Annotated in this window: 19 protein-coding genes and 1 pseudogene; 4 read left to right on the top strand and 16 right to left on the bottom strand. The window is 73.8% G+C overall.

Annotated elements, in window-relative coordinates:
• Positions 1–11: 11 nt before the first annotated feature.
• The 6 genes from xylA to ASG49_RS03770 all read right to left on the bottom strand — a co-directional run bounded on the left by xylA (position 12) and on the right by ASG49_RS03770 (position 7,478).
• Entirely contained in the window at positions 12–1,172 is a 1,161-nt protein-coding gene (xylA, locus tag ASG49_RS03795; RefSeq protein WP_056537272.1) for a xylose isomerase, read from the bottom strand.
• A complete protein-coding gene (locus tag ASG49_RS03790) occupies positions 1,169–2,353 on the bottom strand; it encodes a Gfo/Idh/MocA family protein (protein ID WP_056537268.1) in 1,185 nt (394 codons plus the stop codon). The genes xylA and ASG49_RS03790 overlap by 4 nt, the downstream gene beginning before the upstream one ends.
• 85 nt (positions 2,354–2,438) lie before the next feature.
• Positions 2,439–3,494, bottom strand: coding sequence for a substrate-binding domain-containing protein (locus tag ASG49_RS03785; protein ID WP_056537266.1), 1,056 nt, complete (start codon positions 3,492–3,494; stop codon positions 2,439–2,441).
• A gap of 71 nt (positions 3,495–3,565) precedes the next feature.
• Positions 3,566–4,654 (bottom strand): ABC transporter permease, encoded by a 1,089-nt coding sequence (locus ASG49_RS03780; RefSeq protein ID WP_056537264.1) that lies wholly within the window; start codon positions 4,652–4,654, stop codon positions 3,566–3,568.
• On the bottom strand, positions 4,651–6,183 hold the full coding sequence (locus tag ASG49_RS03775; protein ID WP_200936189.1) for a sugar ABC transporter ATP-binding protein: 1,533 nt from the start codon (positions 6,181–6,183) through the stop codon (positions 4,651–4,653). The genes ASG49_RS03780 and ASG49_RS03775 overlap by 4 nt, the downstream gene beginning before the upstream one ends.
• Complete coding sequence (locus ASG49_RS03770; protein WP_056537261.1) at positions 6,180–7,478, bottom strand: ROK family transcriptional regulator; 1,299 nt, start codon at positions 7,476–7,478, stop codon at positions 6,180–6,182. The genes ASG49_RS03775 and ASG49_RS03770 overlap by 4 nt, the downstream gene beginning before the upstream one ends.
• Before the next feature lie 194 nt (positions 7,479–7,672).
• Here ASG49_RS03770 and ASG49_RS03765 point away from each other — a divergent pair, with 194 nt between their 5' ends.
• Positions 7,673–8,851: a glycerophosphodiester phosphodiesterase gene (locus tag ASG49_RS03765; protein WP_056537258.1), complete on the top strand. Its 1,179-nt coding sequence runs from the start codon at positions 7,673–7,675 to the stop codon at positions 8,849–8,851.
• A 7-nt stretch (positions 8,852–8,858) separates the two neighbouring features.
• Here ASG49_RS03765 and ASG49_RS03760 read toward each other — a convergent pair whose 3' ends face one another.
• Positions 8,859–9,770, bottom strand: a complete 912-nt coding sequence (locus ASG49_RS03760) for an acyl-CoA thioesterase domain-containing protein (protein ID WP_082533755.1) — start codon at positions 9,768–9,770, stop codon at positions 8,859–8,861.
• A 28-nt stretch (positions 9,771–9,798) separates the two neighbouring features.
• Positions 9,799–10,566: a methyltransferase domain-containing protein gene (locus ASG49_RS03755; protein ID WP_056537255.1), complete on the bottom strand. Its 768-nt coding sequence runs from the start codon at positions 10,564–10,566 to the stop codon at positions 9,799–9,801.
• Between the two features lie 62 nt (positions 10,567–10,628).
• Between ASG49_RS03755 and ASG49_RS03750 the strand changes: the two genes are divergently transcribed.
• Positions 10,629–11,117, top strand: a complete 489-nt coding sequence (locus tag ASG49_RS03750) for a MarR family winged helix-turn-helix transcriptional regulator (protein ID WP_056537250.1) — start codon at positions 10,629–10,631, stop codon at positions 11,115–11,117.
• A 786-nt stretch (positions 11,118–11,903) separates the two neighbouring features.
• Here the strand turns inward: ASG49_RS03750 and ASG49_RS03745 are convergent.
• The 6 genes from ASG49_RS03745 to rsmI form a co-directional block, all read right to left on the bottom strand.
• Positions 11,904–13,712: an ABC-F family ATP-binding cassette domain-containing protein gene (locus ASG49_RS03745; protein ID WP_056537247.1), complete on the bottom strand. Its 1,809-nt coding sequence runs from the start codon at positions 13,710–13,712 to the stop codon at positions 11,904–11,906.
• Positions 13,709–14,626 carry a 4-(cytidine 5'-diphospho)-2-C-methyl-D-erythritol kinase gene (locus ASG49_RS03740; protein WP_056537237.1) on the bottom strand — a complete coding sequence of 306 codons (918 nt, stop codon included), beginning with the start codon at positions 14,624–14,626 and terminating at the stop codon, positions 13,709–13,711. Before ASG49_RS03740 ends, ASG49_RS03745 begins: the two co-directional genes overlap by 4 nt.
• Complete coding sequence (rsmA, locus tag ASG49_RS03735; protein WP_056537235.1) at positions 14,623–15,522, bottom strand: 16S rRNA (adenine(1518)-N(6)/adenine(1519)-N(6))-dimethyltransferase RsmA; 900 nt, start codon at positions 15,520–15,522, stop codon at positions 14,623–14,625. The genes ASG49_RS03740 and rsmA overlap by 4 nt, the downstream gene beginning before the upstream one ends.
• Before the next feature lie 20 nt (positions 15,523–15,542).
• The gene (locus tag ASG49_RS19230) at positions 15,543–16,676 is read right to left on the bottom strand and encodes a resuscitation-promoting factor (RefSeq protein ID WP_156384166.1); all 1,134 of its coding nucleotides are present in this window, start codon (positions 16,674–16,676) and stop codon (positions 15,543–15,545) included.
• A 220-nt stretch (positions 16,677–16,896) separates the two neighbouring features.
• Positions 16,897–17,751, bottom strand: coding sequence for a TatD family hydrolase (locus ASG49_RS03725; RefSeq protein WP_235561894.1), 855 nt, complete (start codon positions 17,749–17,751; stop codon positions 16,897–16,899).
• Positions 17,748–18,611, bottom strand: a complete 864-nt coding sequence (gene rsmI, locus ASG49_RS03720; RefSeq protein ID WP_156384165.1) for a 16S rRNA (cytidine(1402)-2'-O)-methyltransferase — start codon at positions 18,609–18,611, stop codon at positions 17,748–17,750. The genes ASG49_RS03725 and rsmI overlap by 4 nt, the downstream gene beginning before the upstream one ends.
• Between rsmI and ASG49_RS19560 the strand changes: the two are divergent.
• Positions 18,610–19,539 (top strand): annotated as a pseudogene (locus ASG49_RS19560) (phospholipid carrier-dependent glycosyltransferase); the annotation flags it as partial. The gene rsmI and the pseudogene ASG49_RS19560 overlap by 2 nt on opposite strands.
• Positions 19,525–20,283, top strand: a complete 759-nt coding sequence (locus ASG49_RS19555; RefSeq protein WP_369814208.1) for a hypothetical protein — start codon at positions 19,525–19,527, stop codon at positions 20,281–20,283. The pseudogene ASG49_RS19560 and the gene ASG49_RS19555, both read left to right, overlap by 15 nt.
• Positions 20,284–20,287: 4 nt before the next feature.
• Here the strand turns inward: ASG49_RS19555 and ASG49_RS03710 are convergent, their stop codons facing one another.
• Both ASG49_RS03710 and ASG49_RS03705 read right to left on the bottom strand, forming a co-directional pair.
• Entirely contained in the window at positions 20,288–20,470 is a 183-nt protein-coding gene (locus ASG49_RS03710) for a hypothetical protein (RefSeq protein WP_056537229.1), read from the bottom strand.
• 143 nt (positions 20,471–20,613) lie between these two features.
• Positions 20,614–21,231 carry a hypothetical protein gene (locus ASG49_RS03705; protein WP_056537228.1) on the bottom strand — a complete coding sequence of 206 codons (618 nt, stop codon included), beginning with the start codon at positions 21,229–21,231 and terminating at the stop codon, positions 20,614–20,616.
• Positions 21,232–21,252 lie beyond the last annotated feature (21 nt).

Genomic DNA, 21,252 nt, shown 5'->3' with positions numbered 1-21,252 from the left:
GTCGGGTCGGCTCAGCGGGCGCCGAGCAGGTGCTCCATGGCGAGCTGGTCCAGCGCCTCCATCGCGGTGCCGCGCTCACGCAGCGCGGTCAGGTCGTGCTCCTCCTCGCGGAGCGCGGCGAGGGTCTCCCCCGGCTCGAGCGTCGGGGTGGCGAGCTCGCCGACCTTGGCCGCGGCCAGGGCCTCGGTCACCTCGGGGTCGGCGCGGAAGGCCAGGGCCCGCTCCCGCAGCAGCAGGTAGTTGCGCATGCACGACGCGGCCGACGACCACACGCCGTCGATCGCCTCGGCGCGCGGCGGCTTGTAGTCGAAGTGGACGTAGCCGTCGTACGCCGGGGCGGTGCCGCTGCCGAGCAGCGCGTCGACGGCCCAGAAGGCGCCGCGCAGGTTGCCGGCGCCGAACCGCAGGTCCTGGTCGAACCGCGGGCCGTGCTGGCCGTTGAGGTCGATGTGGAACAGCTTGCCGTGCCAGGCGGCCTGGGCGATGCCCTGGGCGAAGTTGAGCCCGGCCATCTCCTCGTGGCCGACCTCGGGGTTGAGGCCGACCAGGTCGGGGTGCTCCAGCTCGTCGATGAACGCCAGCGCGTGGCCGATGGTCGGGAGCAGGATGTCGCCGCGCGGCTCGTTGGGCTTGGGCTCGAGGGCGAACCTCAGGTCGTAGCCCTGCCGCAGCACGTAGGAGCAGAACAGGTCGATGGCCTCCTTCATCCGGTCCAGGGCCGCGCGCACGTCCTTGCCGCCACCGTGCTCAGCGCCCTCGCGCCCGCCCCACACCACGAACGTCTCGGCGCCCAGCTCGGCGGCCAGGTCGAGGTTGCGCAGCACCTTGGCCACGGCGTGGCGCCGCACGCGCCGGTCGTTGGCGGTCAGCGCGCCCTCCTTGAACACCGGGTCGCTGAACAGGTTGGTGGTGACCATCTCGGTGACGAGGCCGGTCTCCGCCAGCGCCTTCTTGTAGCGCTCGAGGGTGGCGTCGCGGGCGTCCTCGTCGGGCAGCAGGTCGTCGTCGTGGAAGCTCACCGCGGCGGCACCGAGCTCGGCCAGCTGGTACGTCGCCTCGACCGGGTCCAGCAGCGAGCGGCTGGCGGGACCGAACACGTCGGTGCCCTGCCAGCCGACGGTCCACAGCCCGAAGGAGAACTTGTCCTCGGGACGGGGGGTGAGGTCGCTCATGCGGGGATCTCCTGCCAGGTGCGGGTGGACGAGCTCTGCTCGACGGCCGCCAGCACGCGCTGGACCTGCAGACCGTCGGCGAAGGTGGGGTGGGGGTCGGTGCCGGCGGCGATCGCCTCGACGAGGTCGACCACCTGGTGGGTGAAGCCGTGCTCGTAGCCGAGGCCGTGACCCGCGGGCCACCAGGCCGACACGTAGGGGTGGCCGGGCTCGGTGACCAGGATCCGCCGGAACCCGGCGGTCTCGTCGGGCTCGGTGGCGTCGAAGAGCTCGAGCACGTTCATGTCCTCGAAGTCGAAGGCCAGCGAGCCCTGCGAGCCGTTGACCTCCAGGCGCAGCGCGTTCTTGCGGCCGGTGGCGAAGCGCGTCGCCTCGAACGTGCCGATCGCGCCGCCCGCGAACCGGGCGAGGAACAGCGCGGCGTCGTCGACGGTGACCGGGCCGCGCTCGCCCGAGGCGCCCCCGCCGCCGAGGGTGCCGGCGGTGTCGCCCGCGGCGACGGGCCGCTCGGTCACGAAGGTCTCGAGGTGGCCGGAGACCTCGACCAGCCGGTCGCCGGTGACGAACTGGGCGAGGTCGACGGCGTGGGCGCCGATGTCGCCCAGGGCGCCGGACCCGGCGAGCTCCTTGTCGAGGCGCCAGGACAGCGGCGCCTCGGGGTCGGCGATCCAGTCCTGGAGGTAGACCGCGCGGACCTGGCGTACCTGGCCGATCCGGCCCTCCTGGACCAGCCGGCGGGCCAGGGCGACCGCGGGGACGCGGCGGTAGGTGAAGCCGACCATGGCGCGGACGCCGTCGCCGGCGGCGCGCTCGGCGACCGCGGCCATCTCCTCCGCCTCGGCGACGGTGTTGGCCAGCGGCTTCTCGCACAGGACGTGCTTGCCGGCCGCGAGCGCGGCGATCGCGATCTCGGCGTGGGTGTGGCCGGGGGTGCAGATGTCGACCAGGTCGACGTCGTCGCGGGCGACGACCTCGCGCCAGTCGGTGGCCGACCCCGCCCAGCCCAGGCGCTCGGCGGCGTCCTGGGCCCGGCCGGCGTCACGACCGACGACGACGTGCATGGCCGGCGCGAGCGGGAGGTCGAAGAAGCGGGGAGCCACGCGCCAGGCCTGGCTGTGGGCGGCCCCCATGAAGGCGTGGCCGACCATGGCGACCTGCAGGGCGGGACGGGTCTCGGTCATCGGGTGTCACTCCAGGGTCGGGTGGTGGTGACCCCGCCCCGCCCGCGGGTGTCCGACGGGCGGGGGCGGGGACGTCAGGGGCGGCTCAGGACTCGAAGGCGGTGTCGATGTACTTGTCGACGTTCTCCTCGGTCACGACCGGCGCGTAGAGCTGCACCTCGCGGGGCACCTCGACCTCGACCAGGTCGCTCATCGCCTTCTCCTGGGCCAGCAGCCGGGCGAGCTTGACGCCGTCGGCGCCCTGCGTGGACGGGTAGACGACGGTCGCCTTCAGCACGCCGTCGCCGGACTGGATCTCCCGCATCGCGTTGGCCGAGCCGGCACCGCCGACCATGAAGAACTCGTCGCGGTCCTCGCTCTTCATCGCGGCCAGCACGCCGACGCCCTGGTCGTCGTCGTGGTTCCAGATGGCGTCGATCTCGGGCTGGGCCTGCAGCAGGTTGCGGGTCGACTCCTCGCCGCCCTCGACGGTGAAGTCGGCGGCGACCCGGGCGTCCACGTCGAGGCCGCACTCGTCGAGCGCGTCCTTGAAGCCCTTGCTGCGGTCCTGGGTCAGGGGCAGCGAGTCGATGCCCGCGATCTCGGCGACGACGCTGTCGGGCTCGTCCTCGAGCTGGGAGCAGATGTACTGGCCGGCCGAGACGCCCATGCCGTAGTTGTCGCCGAGCACGGTCACGCGGGCGGCGTTGGGGTCGTTGAACTCGCGGTCGACGTTGATGACCGGGATGCCGGCCTCCATCGCCTGGAGGGCCACCCGGGTGAGCGCGTCGCCGTCGAAGGGCAGCAGCACGATGGCGTCGACCTTGTCGTTGATGAAGGTCTCGACCTGGCTGATCTGCAGGTTGACCTCGTTGGTGCCCTCGGCGACGCGGAGCTCGACGTCGTCGTACTTCTCGGCGGCCTTGCGGGTGGACTCGGTGATCGAGGCCATCCAGCCGTGGTCGGCGGCCGGCGCGGAGAAGCCGATGACCAGCTTGTCGCCCGACTCGTCGTTGGAGCCGGACGCGGCGTTGGCGCTGGAGGACCCCTTCTCCTCGGAGGAGGAGCTGGTGTCGTTGCTGGCGCAGGCGGTCAGGGCCAGGCAGCTCAGGCCGGCGACGGCGCCGACGCCGAGGCGGGTGCGGAGGGGGGTGCGGTTCATGGCGGTGCTCCTTGCGTGCGTGTGATGACGGGTGAGACGGGATGGGACGGGTCGGGGTGCGGGCGCGGCCGCTAGGTCTTGGCCACCTTTCGCTCGGCCAGGCGCTGCTGGAGCAGCACGGCGACGACGATGATCACGCCCTTGATCAGGGCCTGCTCGGAGGTGGAGCGGTCGTTGAGCGTGAAGACGTTGGTCAGGGTCGTGAAGATCAGGACGCCCAGGACGGTGCCGACGATCGTGCCGCGGCCACCGGCGATCAGCGTCCCGCCGATCACGACGGCGGCGATCGCGTCGAGCTCGTAGCCACCGCCGTGGGTGGAGGAGCCGGTCGTCGTGCGGGCCACGATCATCAGTGCGGCGATGCCGCAGCACATCCCGAGCAGCACGTAGAGCAGCACGGTGTGGCGCTTGACGTTGATGCCCGCCAGCCGCGCAGCCTCCGGGTTGCCGCCGACCGCGACGGTGCGCCGACCGAAGGTGGTGCGGTTGAGCAGCACCCACCCCAGCGCCGCGACCACGAGGAAGATGACCACCAGCATCGGCACGCCCAGGGGCCGGGCGTTGAGGGCGTCGGTGAAGCCGGGCACGTCGACGATCTGGGTGCGGCGGTTGCTGAGGATCTCGGCGTAGCCGCGGGCACTGGCCAGCATGGCGAGGGTGGCGACGAACGGCACCACCCCGCCGTACGCGATCAGGGTCCCGTTGATCAGGCCGCACACCGCGCCGACCGCCAGGGCCGAGAACGCCATGGTCAGCCAGCCGACGTCGCGCCCGGTGGCCTGGACCGACAGCGTCGTGCACCAGATCGAGGACAGCGCGACGATCGCGCCGACCGAGAGGTCGATGCCGCCGCCGGTGATCACGAAGGTCATGCCGACGCTCACCACGCCGATGACCGAGGCCAGCAGCAGCACGGTGATCAGGTTGGACTCGCTGAGGAAGCGCTCCCCCGCCGTGGCGAACCCGACGACGCACAGCAGCGCCAGGCCCACGAGCAGGCCGAGGTTGCGGCCCACGCTCGAGGAGAGGAGCTCCCAGACCCGGCCGCCGCGGGACGACCCGGCCTCCAGACCCTCCTGCTCGGCCCGCTCGGTGGCCGACCGGTCGGCGTCCCCGCGGACGTCGTCGACCGCGACGGGCTCGGTGCCTCTGTTGCTCATGCGACTCTTCCTTCCATGACGAGGTCCAGGACCTTCGACTCGTCGAGCTCTCCTGCGGGGGCCTCGGCGACCACCGCTCCCTCACGCACCACCAGGACCCGGTCGGCCAGGCCCAGCACCTCGTCGACCTCGCTGGACACCACGACCACCGCGACCCCGGAGTCGGCCAGCGTGCGGACGAGCTGGTAGATCTCGGTCCGGGCGCCGACGTCGACGCCGCGGGTGGGCTCGTCGAGCATCAGCACCCGGCACCCCCGCAGCAGCCAGCGCGCCAGGACGACCTTCTGCTGGTTGCCGCCCGAGAGCGTGCGGACCTTGCGGGCCACCCCGCTGGGACGCACGTCGAGCGAGGTGGACAGCTCGTCGGCCTTGCGCCGCTCGGCGCCGCGGTCGAGGAAGCCGAAGCGGGAGACCGACCGCAGCGAGGAGACGGTGATGTTGTCCGCGACCGACTGGTCGAGCAGCAGACCCTGGCTCTTGCGCTCCTCGGGGGCGAGCCCGATCCCGGCACCGACGGCGGCCGGCACCTGCCCGGGGCGCAGCCGGCGGCCGTCGACGCTGACCGTGCCCGCCGTCGCCTTCCGGGCGCCGTAGACGGTCTCGAGGATCTCCGACCGGCCGGCTCCCACCAGGCCGGTCAGGCCGACGATCTCACCGGCCCGCACGGTCAGGTCGACGTCGGCGAAGACCCCCTCGAGGCCCAGCCCCTCCACCTCGAGGACCACGTCGCCGAACGGCTTCTCCGAGCGCGGCGGGAAGACGTACTCGATCGAGCGCCCCGTCATCAGCCTGATCAGCTCGGAGGTCGGGGTGTCGCGCGCGGACAGGCCGGTGGCGACGGTGGCACCGTCCTTGAGCACGGTGATGCGGTCGCCGATCTCACGGATCTCCTCGAGCCGGTGGGAGATGTAGACGACCGCGACCCCCTCGGCGGTCAGGCCGCGGATGACGCGGAACAGGTTGGCCACCTCACCGGCGTCCAGCACCGCCGAGGGCTCGTCGAGGATCAGCAGCCGGGTGTCGTGGGACAGCGCCCGGGCCATGCTCGCGACCTGCTGGCCGGCCGGGGAGAGCGTCTCGACCCGGCGGTGGGGCGCGATCTCGGAGTGGCCCAGCCGCTTGAGCAGGTCGCGCGTCGCCCGGTTGGCCACCGAGCGCTGGCTCATGCCCAGCCGCGACTTCTCGTGGCCGAGGAAGACGTTCTCCGCCACCGTCAGGCCCGGGACGAGGTCGAGCTCCTGGTAGATCGTGGCGATGCCGGCGTTGATGGCCGCCATGGGCGAGGTCAGCCGGCGCTCCTCGCCGTCCCACACGATGGTGCCCTCGTCGGGCTGGTAGGAGGCCGAGAGGATCTTGATCAGCGTCGACTTGCCGGCGCCGTTCTGGCCGAGCAGGCAGTGGACCTCGCCGGCGCGGACGTCGAGGTCGATGCCGTCGAGGGCGCGGACCCCCGGGAACTCCTTGACGATCCCGCGCATCTGCAGCAGCGGAGCACCGGGCTGGTCGGGAGGTGTGGCGGCGGTGCTCATGCGAGGGCTCCCGTGCGGTCGGGGGTCGGGTGGTCGAGGTCGATCGGCTCGCGCACCGGCGCGAGCGTGGGGTCGTCGAAGACCGCCTGGGCGGCGCGCAGGGCGCCGCCGCGGACCGCGGCGGAGAACCCCAGCACCGAGAGCTCGACCGTGACACCGCCGGCCTCGGGGGCGAAGACGTGCGCGCGCAGGCCCTCACGCAGCTGCGGGACGAACCACTCCCCCAGGACGGCGAAGTAGCCGCCGAGCACGAGGATCTCGGGGTTGAAGACGTTGACGAGGTTGCCGCAGCCGCTGACCAGCCACCGGCCCACCTCCTCGATGGCCCGCAGGGTGCGCTCGTCGCCGGCGACGGCGCGGCGGCGTACGGACTGGAGGCGGCGCTCGAGGTCGACCGCCGGGTCGCGCACCTCGTCGTCGGCGTCCGCCGCGAGACGCAGCAGCGCCTTGAGGCCCACGACCGTCTCCCAGCAGCCGCGGCGACCGCAGGGGCAGGGCTCGCCGTCGGGGTCGACCTGGACGTGGCCCAGCTCCCCGGCGAAGCCCCGGGCCCCCCGCAGCAACTGGCCGCCGCACACCACGCCGCCACCGACGCCGACCGCGCCGGTGAGCAGCAGCAGGTGCTGCACCGAGCGGCCCGGCCCGCGGTTGTCGAGCTCGGCCAGCGCCGCCAGGTTGGCCTCGTTGTCGAGGTGGATCGGGAAGTCGGGGTCGCCCAGCCGGCGGCGCACGGCCTCGACGACGGGCTGGTCGCGCCAGCCGAGGTTGGGCGCGTCGTGGACCTGGCCCGTGGACTCGTCGGACAGGCCGGGCACCGCGAGCGTCAGGCCCACGGGACGCGTGCCCCGCGCGACGAGGCGGTCGATGACGTCCGCGACGGTGTCGGCCAGGCGGTCCTGCACCAGGTCGGGGGCCATGGTGGCGGTGTCCATCGGCACGCGGCGCTCCTCCACGACGCCGCCGCCGAGGTCCATCGCCAGCACCGAGACGTAGTCGATGTTGACCTCGGCGCCGAGTGCGACGTAGGAGTCGGTGTCGATGGCCACGACCCGTCCGGGGCGACCGACCGCGCCGCGCTCGACCTCGCCCTCCATCACCAGGCCGCGGGTGCACAGCTCGGCGACGAGGCTCGACACAGTCGCCTTGTTGAGCCCGGTCTCGGCCGCGACCCGTGCGCGCGAGCGGGCTCCGTGACGGCGCAGGTGCGTGGCGACGACCGCGAGGTTGTGGCGGCGTACGGCGACCTGGTCGGCCGTGGCCGACGTCGCGAGGCCTGCCCCCGGCCCTGGCACCATGCGCCCCACCTGTCCCAGACTGTGACGTAGGTCACGAGTACGTTGGGTCGACAAACTAACTACGAGGTCCGGGGTCGTCAAGCACCCTGCCGTCCCCCGACTAGCCCGGCTCGCCGCCCGCCCGACGACAGATCGACCCCCGCCGGACACCTGGACCTTGCGTGCCGTCACCTCCGCGGGGTTGGTTGTCAGCCATGACCTCTCTCGGGAAGCGCGGCCTCTCGGTCGTGCCCACGCTCCTGGCCGGCCTCGCGCTGGCCCTCCTGCTCACCCTGCCCGGCCTCGTCGGGGCCGCCCAGGCCGCGCCGCCGAAGGACCCCGGCGACCGCGGCGTGCGCGCCTCGCAGCCGCTCGTGATCGGCCACCGCGGCGCGTCCGGCTACCGGCCCGAGCACACGCTGGCGGCCTACCAGCTCGCGATCGAGCAGGGCGCCGACTACGTCGAGCCCGACCTGGTGCCGACCAAGGACGGCGTGCTGGTCGCCCGCCACGAGAACGAGATCGGTGGCACCACCGACGTGTCGCAGCACCCGGAGTTCGCCGCGCGTCGCACCACCAAGCAGATCGACGGCCGCCCGGTCACCGGGTGGTTCACCGAGGACTTCACCCTCGCGGAGCTCAAGACCCTGCGGGCCGAGGAGCGGCTGCCGCTGGTGCGGCCGGCCAACACGGCGTACGACGGGCGGTTCGAGGTGCCGACGCTGACCGAGGTGCTCGACCTGGTGCGTCGTACGAACGACGCCCGGCCGGGCACCGCCCGCGACGTCGGCGTCTACACCGAGACCAAGCACCCGACGTACTTCCAGTCCATCGGGCTGCCGATGGAGCGCACGCTGGTGGACACGCTGCGCGCCCGCGGCTTCGACTCGCGAGGAGACAAGGTGTTCCTGCAGAGCTTCGAGACGACCAACCTGCGTCAGCTCGACCGGATGACCAAGCTCCCCATCATCCAGCTCATCGACGGCTCCGGGGCGCCGTACGACCTCGTGGCGCAGGGCGACCCCCGCACCTACCGCGACCTGACCACGCCGCGCGAGCTGCGCGCCATCTCGTCGTACGCCGAGGGCATCGGCCCCAACAAGGAGCTGGTCCTCCCCCGCGACGCCTCGGGCCGCACCGGGGCGCCGAGCCCGCTGGTGCGCGACGCCCACCGCAACAGGCTGGTCGTGCACCCCTTCACGCTGCGCCGGGAGAACCAGTTCATGGCCGTGAACTTCCGCCGCGGCACCGACCCGAACGCGCCGGGTGACCTGGCGGCCGAGGTCCGCGCCTTCCTCGACGCCGGCGTCGACGGGCTGTTCACCGACAACCCCGACATCGGCGTCGCCGCCCGCGACGCCTGGGTGCGCTCGGGCTCGCGTCCGGCGGCGTGAGGCGCCGCTAGACTCCGCGCTGCAGCCGCGGGTCGTCGGCCGGGTCACCGCCGGTCAGGTCGACGGCCCGCTGCGCGTTCGACACCGAGGTCACCACCGCGCTGCCGAGCCGGCCGGCGCGGTCGAAGACGGTCGCCGTGCCGACCGCGATGCCGTCGGCCGAGACCCGGTCGGCCGCCTCGAGGCCGATCTCGACGCCCTCGGGGGCGCGCGCCAGGGTGAGCGTGATGTCGGTGTTGATCTGCTCGATGCCGCGGTCGCCCCAGTTGGTGACCATGCTCGCGACGTCCGCGACCGAGGCGGCCGCGACGAAGCCCGAGGGACGCTCCCCCGGCACGACGGGCACCCCGACCTGCCAGGTGGTCTTGCGACCGGAGTTCTGGTGCACCTCGAACGAGTCGTGCCAGCCGACGCCCTCGCTGCGGAACAGCGGCAGCCGCGGCCGGTCGGTGGGCGGGGCGAGATCGAGCGGCGGCGGCTCGGGGGCGCCCTCGGGCTCCCAGACCGCGCCGGCCGCGGGCTCGCCCTGCTTGAGGAACAGCCCGCTGGCCCGGGCGGCGACCTCCTCGCCGTCGTCGTTGTCCTGCACCAGCTCGACGTCGACCAGGCACAGCCGCGCCGACTCGCGCACCACGTGGACGCGCGCCCGCGTCACCCGACGGCGGGCGGGGCGGAACAGGTCGACCGTCCACCGCGCCGCCCGCAGGTCGTCGCGTCCGCGTCTCGCGACCTCGGCCTCCGCGGCCCGCGCCAGGAACCCGCTGACGGCGACGCCGTGGAGGTGGTCGTCGCTCCACAGGCTGCAGGCGGCATCGGTCGGCGTCCAGGCGTCCCGATCGCCGGGGTCGGCGGGGTCGCCGGGGTCGCGGGTCCCGGCGGGGTCGGAGGCCTCGGCCGGGACGAAGAAGGAGAGGGGCACGGGGGCATCCTGCCGGGCGCCGCGGGCCTCAGCCGCGTCGGGCGACGGCGAAGACCCGCCGGAACGGCATCACCACGACGCCGTCGCGCTCGGGGTACGCCGCCCGCAGCTGCTGCTTGAGCTCGTCCTCGAAGGCGGTGCGGAGGTCGTCGGGAAGCGCCTGCACGGTCGGGCGCAGGCCGGTGCCGCTGATCCAGTCGAAGACGGCGTCGGCGCCGGTGAGCACGTGGGCGTAGGTCGTCTCCCACGCGTCGACCTCCCAACCCTGCGCGTCGAGCACCCGCAGGTAGGTCTCCGGATCGTGGCTGACCATCCGGGCCACGTCACCGGTGTGCTCGGCGTACGGCGCCCGCGCGGCCAGCTCGGCGACCAGGGTGTGGCTCGGCGCGTGCCAGTTGCCGGGCACCTGCAGCGCCAGCCAGCCGCCGGGCGCGACCGTCGCGGCCAGGGCGGGCAGCAGCTCGAGGTGGTCGGGCAGCCAGTGCAGCACCGCGTTGCTGACCAGCACCTCCGGTCGCAGGCCGCGGGCGGGCCAGTCGCGGACGTCGCCGACCTCGAGCTCGACGTCGGCCACCTCCCGGGCCCGGTCGAGCATCTCCTCGCTGCTGTCGATGCCGACGACCCGGGCGTCCGGCCAGCGCTGCGGCAGCAGGGCGGTCAGGTTGCCGGCCCCGCAGCCGAGGTCGACGACGAGGTCCGGGTCGTCGACGCCGACCCGGGCGAGCAGGTCGTGGAAGGGGCGGGCGCGGTGGTCGGCGTGCCCGAGGTAGCGGGCGGGGTCCCAGCTGAAGGCCATCCGTCGACGGTATCTCGACATCGAGAATCTCGGCAGCCTCCAGTTCGGGCTACGCTCGGGTCGTGGAGCGGGACGAGGTCGACGAGCTGGTCGAGGCGTGGGGCCGCGAGCGCTCCGACCTCGACCTGGCGCCCGTCGAGGTCTTCAGCCGCCTCACCCGGCTCGCCCGGCTGCTCGACCGCGAGCGGCGCGCCGCCTTCGCCGCGGTCGACGTCGAGCCGTGGGAGTTCGACGTGCTCGCCGCGCTCCGGCGTGCCGGGCGGCCCTACCAGCTCAGTCCCGGCGCGCTGTTACGGCAGACGCTGGTCACCAGCGGCACGATGACCAACCGCGTCGACCGGCTCGTCGCCCGCGGCCTCGTCGACCGACTGCCCGACCCCCACGACCGGCGCGGCGTACTCGTCCGCCTGACCGACGCCGGCGGCCGCAGCGTCGACGACGCCTTCGAGTCGCTGCTCGACCGTGAGCGCTCCCTGCTCGCCGCCCTCCCCCCGGAGGATCGCGAGTCGCTCGCGCGGTTGCTCAAGCAGCTGATGGTGCCGCTGGTCTGAGGTCGGGGGTCCGTGGGTGGGCTCCCGTCGCGGCGGGGGTGCGTCGTACGTGCTGGTCGTCGGGTGGGGCGTCGTCAGCTGCGGAGGAGGGCGTCGGGGGCGCGGCGTCATCAGCTCCGGACGTCATCGAGATGGTGGGCTGGAGGCCACGATCCTGATGACGTCCCGCGCGGCTGATCGGGAGGGGCGTCGCGGTGGGGGCGCGTCGTACGTCCTGGTCGTCGGCGAGCGACGCGTCATACGAAAAGGTCGTCCGAGCGAGCACCCCGTATGACGCTCCAGCCACCCGGGCAACGCGTCATACGAGCAGGTCGTCCGGACGACCACCCCGTATGACGCTCCGACCGAGGGCGTCCGGGGGCGCGGCGTCATCAGCTCCGGACGTCATCGAGATGGTGGCCTGGAGGCCACGACCCTGATGACGTCCCGCGCGGCTGATCGGGAGGGGCGTCGCGGCGGGGGGCGTCATACGTCCTGGTCGTCGGCGAGCGACGCGTCATACGAACAGGTCGTCCGAGCGATCACCCCGTATGACGCCCCAGCCACCCGGGCAACGCGTCATACGAACAGGTCGTCCGAGCGACCACCCCGTACGACGCTCCAGCCACCCGGGCAACGCGTCATACGAGCAGGTCGTCCGGGCGCCCACTTCGAACGACGCTCCGTTGCCGGAGGCCCTCGCCGGACAAGTCGGGCACCCTCGCGGGCAAAACTGCCCGCCGGCGCCCGTTTCATCCCGGTTGCACGGGCAGTTTCACCGGCTGGCCGGGGAAACTGCCCCGCCCCTCACCCCAGCTGCTCCGCAGCCGCCAACCACTCCATCTCGAGCGCCTCCTTCTCGTCCTTGACCGAGGTGAGCTCGGCCATGAGGTCGGTGAGGCGGGAGTGGTCCTGGGCGTGGGTGAGCATGGCGTCGTGGAGGACGGCCTCGCGGTCGGCGAGCTTCTCCAGCTGCTTCTCCAGCCGCGCCATGGTCTTGCGGGCGGTGCGGGAGTCGGCGCTGCCCGCGGCGGGCGAGGGGCCCTGCGAGGTCGAGGAGCGCGGGGAGGGGCCGCCGGAGGCGCGGCCGGCGCGGCGGTGCTCGAGGTACTGGTCGATCCCGCCGGGCAGCATCGAGAGCTGACCGTCGCCGAGCAGCGCCCACACCGAGTCGGTGACGCGCTCCAGGAAGTAGCGGTCGTGGCTGACCACGACGAGCGTGCCGGGCCAGGCGTCGAGGAAGTCCTCGAGCACGTTGAGGGTCTCGATGTCGAGGTCGTTGGTGGGCTCGTCGAGCAGCAGCACGTTGGGCTCGGCCAGCAGCAGCTTGAGCAGCTGGAAGCGCCGCCGCTCGCCACCCGACAGGTCGCCGAGCCGGGCCGTGAGCTTGTCGCCGGTGAAGCCGAACCGCTCCAGCAGCGAGGTCGCGGTGAGCTCCTGGCCGTCGGCGGTCTTGGTGACTCGCCGGATGCCCTCGACGGTCGGCAGCACGCGGGCGTCGGGGTCCTCGACCGGCACCTGCTGGGAGAGGTGCGCGAGCGAGACGGTGCGGCCCAGCTTGGCCTTGCCCCGGTCGGGCGACACCTCGCCGGCGACGAGCCCGAGCACCGAGCTCTTGCCGGCGCCGTTGACGCCGACCACGCCGACGCGGTCGCCGGCCCCGAGCCGCCAGGTCGCCTGCGAGAGCAGCGAGCGCTCGCCGCGGACGAGGTCGACGTCCTCGAGGTCGACGACGTCCTTGCCGAGCCGCTGGGTGGCGAACTTCTGCAGCTCCAGCCGGTCGCGCGGCGGTGGCTCGTCGTCGATGAGCGCGCTGGCGGCGTCCATCCGGAACTTCGGCTTGGAGGTCCGGGCGGGGGCGCCGCGGCGCAGCCAGGCCAGCTCCTTGCGCATCAGGTTCTGCCGGCGCGACTCCGAGGCCGCGGCCTGACGGCTGCGCTCGGCGCGGGCGAGCACGAACGCGGCGTACCCGCCGTCGTAGGAGTCGACCACCCCGGCCCCGTTGCTGCCCGGGTGGACCTCCCAGGTCGTGGTGCAGACCTCGTCGAGGAACCAGCGGTCGTGGGTCACCACCACCATCGCAGCCGTACGCCGGGCCGCGGCCCGTGCGCGCAGGAAGCCCGCCAGCCAGGCGACCGCCTCGACGTCGAGGTGGTTGGTCGGCTCGTCGAGCAGCAGCAGGTCGTGGTCGGTGAGCAGCAGCCGGGCGAGCGAGCTGCGACGGCGCTCGCCGCCGGACAGGCCGGCGACGGTGCGCTCGAGGTCGAGGCCGACGAGCAGCTCCTCGACCACCTCGCGCGAGGTCGGGTCGGCCGCCCACTCGTGGTCGGCGCGGCCGCCGAGGACGACCTCGCGGACCGTGGCCGTCTCGTCGAGGTCGTCGCGCTGGGCGAGGTAGCCGACCTCGAGCCCGCGGGTGCGCGAGACGCGGCCGCCGTCGGGCTCGGTGTGCCCGGCCATCAGGTCGAGCAGCGTGGTCTTGCCGTCGCCGTTGCGACCCACGATGCCGACGTGGTCGCCCTCGCCGACGCCGAGGCTGACCTCGTCGAGCAGGATCCGGACGCCGTAGGACTTGGTGACGCGCTCGAGGTTGACGAGGTTGGCGCGCTGGCTCATCCGACGAGCTCGACGACGTGGGCGCCGGCGACGGGGCCGGTGGCGACGTGGACGACCGGCACGCCGGCCTCCAGCAGGGCGCGCCGGGTCTGCGTCGCCCCCTCGTGGGTGCTCGAGAGCGCCAGCACGGTCGGACCGGAGCCGGAGAGCAGCACCGCGCCCTCGTGGTGGGCACGGACGAGCGCCAGTCGCTCGCCGAGCTCGGGTCGCAGGCTCACCGCGGGTCCTTCCAGGTCGTTGTGCAGGGCCGCGGCGAGCGCCGCGTGGTCGCCGTCGGCGAGCGCCGCCAGCAGCGCGTGGCTCGCGGGCGGGGTCTCGGGGGCGTCGGGGCGCACCCGGTCGTGCTCGCGGTAGACCGCCGGTGTCGACAGCCCGCCCGCATCGGGCACCACGACCCACCAGTGGTCGCCGGTGTCCTCGAGCGGGGTGACCTGCTCGCCGCGGCCGCCGCCGTGGGCGGTGCCGCCGAGCAGCGCGAACGGCACGTCGCTGCCCAGCTGGGCGGCCAGGTCGAGCAGGTCGTCGTCGGAGGTGTGCAGGTGCCACATCCGGTCCAGCGCCACCAGGGCCGCGGCGGCGTCGGCGCTGCCACCGGCGAGCCCGCCGGCCACCGGGATGCCCTTGTCGATGTCGAGCCGCGCGGCCCGGTCGAGGCCGTGGTGGGCGGCGAGCAGCTGCCCGGCACGGACGGCGAGGTTGCCCTCGTCGAGGGGTACGCCGGAGCAGTCCACCCCGCCGACCGGGGTGACGCCGACCTCCCACTCCTCGGCGGGCGAGGCGCGGACGTCGTCGTAGAGGCTGATCGCCTGGTAGACGGTGTCGAGCGGGTGCATCCCGTCGGAGCGCGGTCGCGCGACCGAGAGCACGAGGTTGACCTTGGCCGCGGCCCGGACGGTCACCGGCGCGGGCCTCATCGGCCCTCCCCCGCGACGACCGGGTGCCCGGTGACCTCGACGAGCGCCTCGGTCAGGCGCACGAAGTCGGTCAGCACCAGCTGCTCCCCGCGGGTCAGCGGGTCGATACCGGCCGCGGCCAGCGCGGCGCCCGAGGCCTCGGCCGAGCCGGCCAGCTCGCGCAGCGACGCGCGCAGCGCCTTGCGGCGGTGGGCGAACCCGGCGTCGACGACGGTGAAGACCTCGCGGCGCGACACCGAGGTGGCCGGGGGCTCGCGCCGGCTCCAGGCGACCAGCCCGGAGTCGACGTTGGGGGCGGGCCAGAAGACGTTGCGGCCCACGGCGCCGGCGCGACGGACCTCGGCGTACCACGACGCCTTGACCGACGGCACGCCGTAGACCTTCGATCCCGGACGGGCCGCGAGCCGGTCGGCCACCTCGGACTGCACCATCACCAGGCCGCGCTCGAGCGAGGGCAGCAGGCCGAGCAGGTGCAGCAGCACCGGCACCGACACGTTGTAGGGCAGGTTGGCCACCAGCGCGGTCGGCGCCGGACCGGGCACCTCGGCGATGCGCAGGGCGTCGGCGAGCACCACCTCGAAGGCGGCGACCTGGTCGGGCGCGCGCTCCGCGACGGTGGCGGGCAGCTCGGCGGCCAGCAGCGGGTCGACCTCGACGGCGACCACGCGTCGCGCCACCGCCAGCAGCGCCAGGGTCAGCGACCCCAGGCCGGGGCCGACCTCGAGGACCACGTCGTCGGGGCCGATGCCGGAGTCGCGCACGATGCGGCGCACCGTGTTGGGGTCGATGACGAAGTTCTGCCCACGCTGCTTGGTGGGGCGCAGGTCGAGCCGGCCGGCCAGCAGACGCACTTCTGCCGGACCGAGCAGGCTCGGTCCGGCAGAAGGAGTCGTCACGGGGACGAGCGTAGAGGCCGTCAGTGACCGGCCCCGCAGTGCGGCCAGGCGCCGTAGCCGCCCTCGGCCGCGGCGACCCGCTCGGCGATGGCGATCTGCTGCTCGCGGCTGTTCTGGTGGGGCATGCCCGACCCGCCGTACGCCTGCCAGGTGCCGAGGCTGAACTGCAGCCCGCCGTAGTAGCCGTTGCCGGTGTTGGCGGCCCAGTTGCCGCCGGACTCGCACGCGGCGATGGCGTCCCACACGCTGCCGCCACCCACGGACGCGGCCGGGGTGGAGGGCGCGGCGGGCTCGACCTTGGTGCCGACCTTGACGATCGCGTCGACGGGCTCGCGCACGACGCGCGAGCTGACGACGACGGTGCGCACGGCCTTGCCGTTGCGGAACGTCGTCTTGTAGGTCACGTCGCGGACGCCGTCGCGGGCCTCGCGGACCGTCTTGGTCTCGCCCTCGGGCATCGAGTCGTCCTCGCGGCGGACGGTGCCGGCCTGGATGGTCTCGTCGGCGACGCGCTTGGTCTTCTCGCCGCGCTTGACCACGACCACACGGTCGCCGTCCTCGAGCTCGGCACCCCGCGAGGGGCGCACGACGTCGTTGCGGTCGACCTTGACGCCGGTCTCGGCCAGGAGCTCACCGACCGTGCTGACGGCGAGGTTGTGGCGGGTGGCCTTCTCGGCGCCGTACTTCAGCACGACCTTCTTGGGGGTGGTGACCTCGAGGGCCAGCCCGCCGCGGTCGATCTCGGCGCCACGGCTCACCGACAGCGCGGCACCGCCGAAGCGCAGGCCCAGCTGGCTCAGCGCGGAGGAGACCTTGGTCGCGGTCGTCCACAGCGTCTTCTCCTCGCCGTCGACGGCGAGCGTCAGCGGGCGGCCCAGACGGACGGCGATCTCGGAGCCGTCGCGCACGTCGGTCGCGGGACCGGGGACGACGGAGTCGTGCTTCCCGGGCTCGATGCCCTCGGCGGCGAGGACGTCGCCGACCGAGCCGGCGAAGGTGCGGACCTGCTGCCGCTCCCCGTCCACCGAGAGGGTGACCGTCTTGCTCATCCCGGCGTACGCCGAGGCGCTGCCGACGATCCCGAGGAGGACTGCGACAGCGAGTCCCACGAGAAGGGTCTTGTTCTTGGTCAGGTGCTCAAGGCGTGCGCGCACGATGCTCCAGTGATCGCATTTCCCGGTCCGCGGGCGGCGGCGCCGGCCACACGCGCGGCATCGTCGTCGACGCTGCGCGGGCCCCCCAGATGGCGCCAACCGGACGAAGTGGTGCTCCCGCTTCCGGCCAACAGCGCTCGACCCTAGGTGCGTGCACGGGGCGGGCGCAAACCGCGACCCGCCACGCCGGTGGGTCCCAGGCGGCTCGGTGTGGCCCCTCTCACGCTCCCCAGGGGCCGCCGAAGGCCGCGAAGGTGTTGCTCTCGACGGCCTCGCAGAGCTCCCGCAGCGGCACCCCGGTGGTCTGCGCCATCGCCCGCATCGTGAGCGGCACGAGGTAGGAGGCGTTGGTGCGGCCGCGGTGCGGGACCGGGGTGAGGTACGGCGCGTCGGTCTCCACCAGCACCCGCGTCAGCGGGGTCGCCCGGAGCGCCTCGCGCAGCGGCTCGGCGTTCTTGAAGGTGACGGTGCCGGCGAAGGACAGGTGGGCGCCGCGGTCCAGGCAGGCCCGCGCGAAGTCCGCGTCGCCGGAGAAGCAGTGCATCACCCAGCGCTCGGGGGCGCCGACGTCGTCGAGCACCCGCAGCACGTCGGCGTGGGCGTCGCGGTCGTGGATCACCAGGGTGCGGTCGAGCTCGGTGGCCATCGCGACGTGGGCGCGGAAGGACTCCTCCTGCGCGGCCCGGCCCTCGGGGCCGGTGCGGAAGTGGTCGAGCCCGGTCTCCCCCACCGCCCGCACCCGGTCGCTGCCCGCGGCCAGGCGGCGTACCTCCTGCAGGGCCTCGGCCAGCCGGCCCTGCTCGCTCAGCAGCGGCGCCTCGTTGGGGTGCAGCGCGACGGCCGCGACGACCTGCTCGTGGGCCTGCGCCGTCGCCACGGCCCAGCGCGCGCCCGGCAGGTCGCAGCCGACCTGCACGACGCGCGTGACGCCGACCGCGGCGGCGGTGCCGAGCGCGTCGGCGACCGACAGCGGCGCCTCGTCGCCGCGGGCGACGTCGAGGTGGCAGTGGTTGTCGACCACCGGGTGCGGCAGCGGCTCAGGCAGGTCCGGCCGGCCGTCGAGCAGCGCGGTCACGGGCGGTGCACCGCGTCGTACACGAGGCGCTTGGGCACCCCGGAGCGTCGCGCCACGTCGCCGATCGCCTGCTTGCGCGGCACCCCGACGAGCTCCTCGGCCGCCACCAGCGCGGCGAGCGCGACCGGGTCGGAGACCGCCTCGGGCGGCTCGGCGCCCTCGACGACCAGCGTGACCTCGCCGCGCACGCCGTCGGCGGCCCAGGCGACCAGCTCGGCCAGCGTGCCGCGGCGTACCTCCTCGTGGGTCTTGGTCAGCTCGCGGCACACCACCGCCCGGCGGTCGTCGCCGAACGCCTCGGCCAGCGCCCCCAGCGCGGCGGCGGTGCGGTGCGGGGCCTCGAAGAAGACCAGCGTGCGCTCCTCGTCGGCCATCGCCTGCAGCCGCCGGAGCCGCTCACCGGCCTTGCGCGGCAGGAACCCCTCGAAGCAGAACCGGTCGACCGGCAGTCCCGAGACCGCCAGCGCGGTCAGCACCGCCGAGGGGCCGGGCAGGCTGGTCACCGTCACGTCGCGCTCGATCGCGGCGGCGACGAGGCGGTAGCCGGGGTCCGAGACGCTCGGCATGCCCGCGTCGGTCACCAGCACGACCCGCTCGCCGGCCACCAGGGCCTCGACCAGGGCGTCGGTGCGCAGGTGCTCGTTGCCCTCGAAGTAGGACACGACCCGCCCGGGGATCTCCACGCCCAGGTCACCGGCCAGGCGCCGCAGCCGCCGGGTGTCCTCGGCGGCGACCACGTCGGCGCCGCGCAGCTCGGTCGCCAGCCGCGGCGAGGCGTCCTCGGGGCGGCCGATCGGGGTGCCGGCCAGGACCAGCACGCCGCCCCCGGCCAGGTGGGAGGACTCGCGCGGATCGCTCATGTCCCCGATCATCGCAGCCGTATCCTCGGGCAGCGTGAGCCTCCTCGAGCGCCGTACGACGCTGTCCGCGACGCCGCGCGGCGAGCGGCTCCCGACGGCTCCCTCGCGGGCGCGGCTGCCGGGCTCGGACCGGGTGCGGGGCTGGGTGGCGGCGCTCGGCGTCTTCGCGCTGGCGCTCGCGCTGCGGCTGTGGGACCTGGGCAACCCCAGGGCGTTCGCCTTCGACGAGACCTACTACGCCAAGGACGCGTGGTCGCTGCGCCACTTCGGCTACGTGCAGACCTACGTCCAGGACGCCGACCAGGCCATCCTCGGCGGCCAGACCACCGGGCTGTGGACCGGCGACCCGTCGATGGTGGTGCACCCCGAGCTGGGCAAGTGGCTGATCGCGCTCGGGGAGTCGGCCTTCGGGATGACGCCCTTCGGCTGGCGGGTCTCCTCGGCCGTGGTCGGCGCGCTGATGGTCCTGGTGATGGTGCGCCTGGCCCGCCGGCTGACCCGGTCCACCGCGCTGGGCGTCCTCGCCGGCCTGCTGCTGTGCCTGGACGGCCAGCACTTCGTGCTCTCCCGGCTGGCGCTGCTCGACGTCTACCTGGCCTTCTTCATCCTGTGCGCGGTCGCGTGCACGGTCGCCGACCGCGACTGGACGCGCTCGCGGATGGCCGACCTGGTCGGCGGGACCCGGCTGGCGGCCAACGCCTGGGGACCGCGGCTGCTCTGGCGGCCGTGGCGGCTGGCGGCCGGGCTGTGCTGGGGCGCGGCGATCTCGACCAAGTGGACTGCGCTGTTCGTGCTGGCGGCCTTCGGGCTGACCATGTGGCTCTGGGACGCCGGCGCCCGGCGCTCCTTCGGGGTCCGCTGGGCGGTGGCCAGGTCCGCGGTCATTGACGCGACCCCCGCCCTGGCGTACGTCGTGCTGCTGCCGTTCGTGCTCTACGTGCTCAGCTGGACCGGCTGGCTGCTGCACGCCGACGCCTACGAGCGGGCGCTCTCGGACACGCAGTACGGCCCCTACTGGGGCAGCTACCTGGAGCAGGACGCCACCGGGTTCTTCCCCGAGCTGTGGCAGTCGCTGCAGTCGCTGTGGCACTACCACCGCGACGTCTACTCCTTCCACACCCGGTTCCTCGACGACAGCACCCACGCCTACCAGTCCAGCCCGTGGGGCTGGTTCGTGCTCAACCGGCCCGTCGGCATCTCCACCGAGCTCGACATCGCCCCGGGCGAGCAGGGGTGCACGGCGGTCGCGGGATCGACCTGCCTGCGGCAGGTGCTGCTGCTGGGCAACCCGGTGGTGTGGTGGGCGGGCACCGCGGCGGCGCTGTGGTCGGTGGTGGCCGGCCTGCTGCGACGCGACTGGCGCCACGGGCTCGTCCTGGTCGGGCTCGCCGCCACGTGGCTGCCGTGGTTCCGCTACGCCGACCGGCCGATCTTCAGCTACTACTCCTCGGCCAGCCTGCCGTTCCTGGTGCTCGCCCTGACCCTGCTCGTGGGCGGGATCGCCGGCGGGCCGGCCTCGTCACGGACCCGACGGCTGCTGGCCGGCTCGGTGGCCGGTGTCGTGCTGGCACTCACGGTGGTGGCGTTCGTCTTCTTCTGGCCCGTGTGGACCGACGAGCTGCTCACCAACGCGCAGTGGCTGCAGCGGATGTGGTTCCGCCGCTGGATCTAGCGCCTCAGGCGACGGCGGTGCCGGGCAGCGTCCAGGGCTCGGCGTCGCTGGTCGCGGGCGTGAGCGGGGTCGGCTCGACCATCCGGAGACGACGCTCCAGCAGCGCGATCCGGGCCACGGCGAGCGCGACGATCGCGAGGCCGACCAACCCGACCAGCAGGACCGACAGCGGTGCGACTGCTCCCATGGTGCCCCTCCCAGGTACCTCGGTGAACAACTGTTCCCCCACCGTAGGGCATCTCCAGGAATTCGGACATAGTTCATCTGGACTAGATCAGAAGATCCGCTCGGACCCCCGGAGTTGACAACCGGGCCCGACGAGTGGGTCGTTCAGCCGCGTCGGTCCAGCCAGGCGAGGTAGCCCGTCGCGACGCCGACGAGCCCCATCCCCAGCGCCCCGCCCGGCCAGTAGATGTGGTCGGTGTGCACCAGCCAGGCGCCGGGGAGCAGCAGCACCGCGGGCAGAGCGGCGAGCCGACGACGCACCAGGAAGTCGCCCGCCACGACCACGGCCGCGAGCAGCAACGCCCACGAGCCGATCTCGCCGAGCGGCGTGCCGAGCGCGAAGATCGACCGCACCTCGTCGGGCCGCGGCGCCCCGGACGGCAGCCGCGAGGTCACCCACCCCGCCCCGATGCCGCTGAGGATGTCCAGGGCGTTGTAGAAGATCGCGTAGACGAAGGACGCGAGCACCGCGACCACGGCCACGGGGTCGCGGCGGCCCTTGAACAGCCACATCAGGGCGAGGCCGACCAGCGGAAAGACCAGCATCCCGGGCACGTGCAGCGTCCACCACCGGTGCGCCGTCGTCTCGTCCAGGTTCTCGGGGTGGAACCACCCCGCCGCCATGAGGGTCACGCCGGGCAGGGCGCTGAGCACCCCGGCGGTCACCGGCCCCGCCCACCGCACGCTGGTGCGGGAGCCTGCGTCCTGCGTCGTCGTCGCCACGCCCCGAACATAGGCGGCGCC

Origin of the sequence: Marmoricola sp. Leaf446 (assembly GCF_001424755.1) — a bacterium.
GTDB lineage: Bacteria > Actinomycetota > Actinomycetes > Propionibacteriales > Nocardioidaceae > Marmoricola.
Note: the sequence above shows the minus strand (reverse complement) of the source record. Positions and strands in the feature narration are given on the sequence as shown.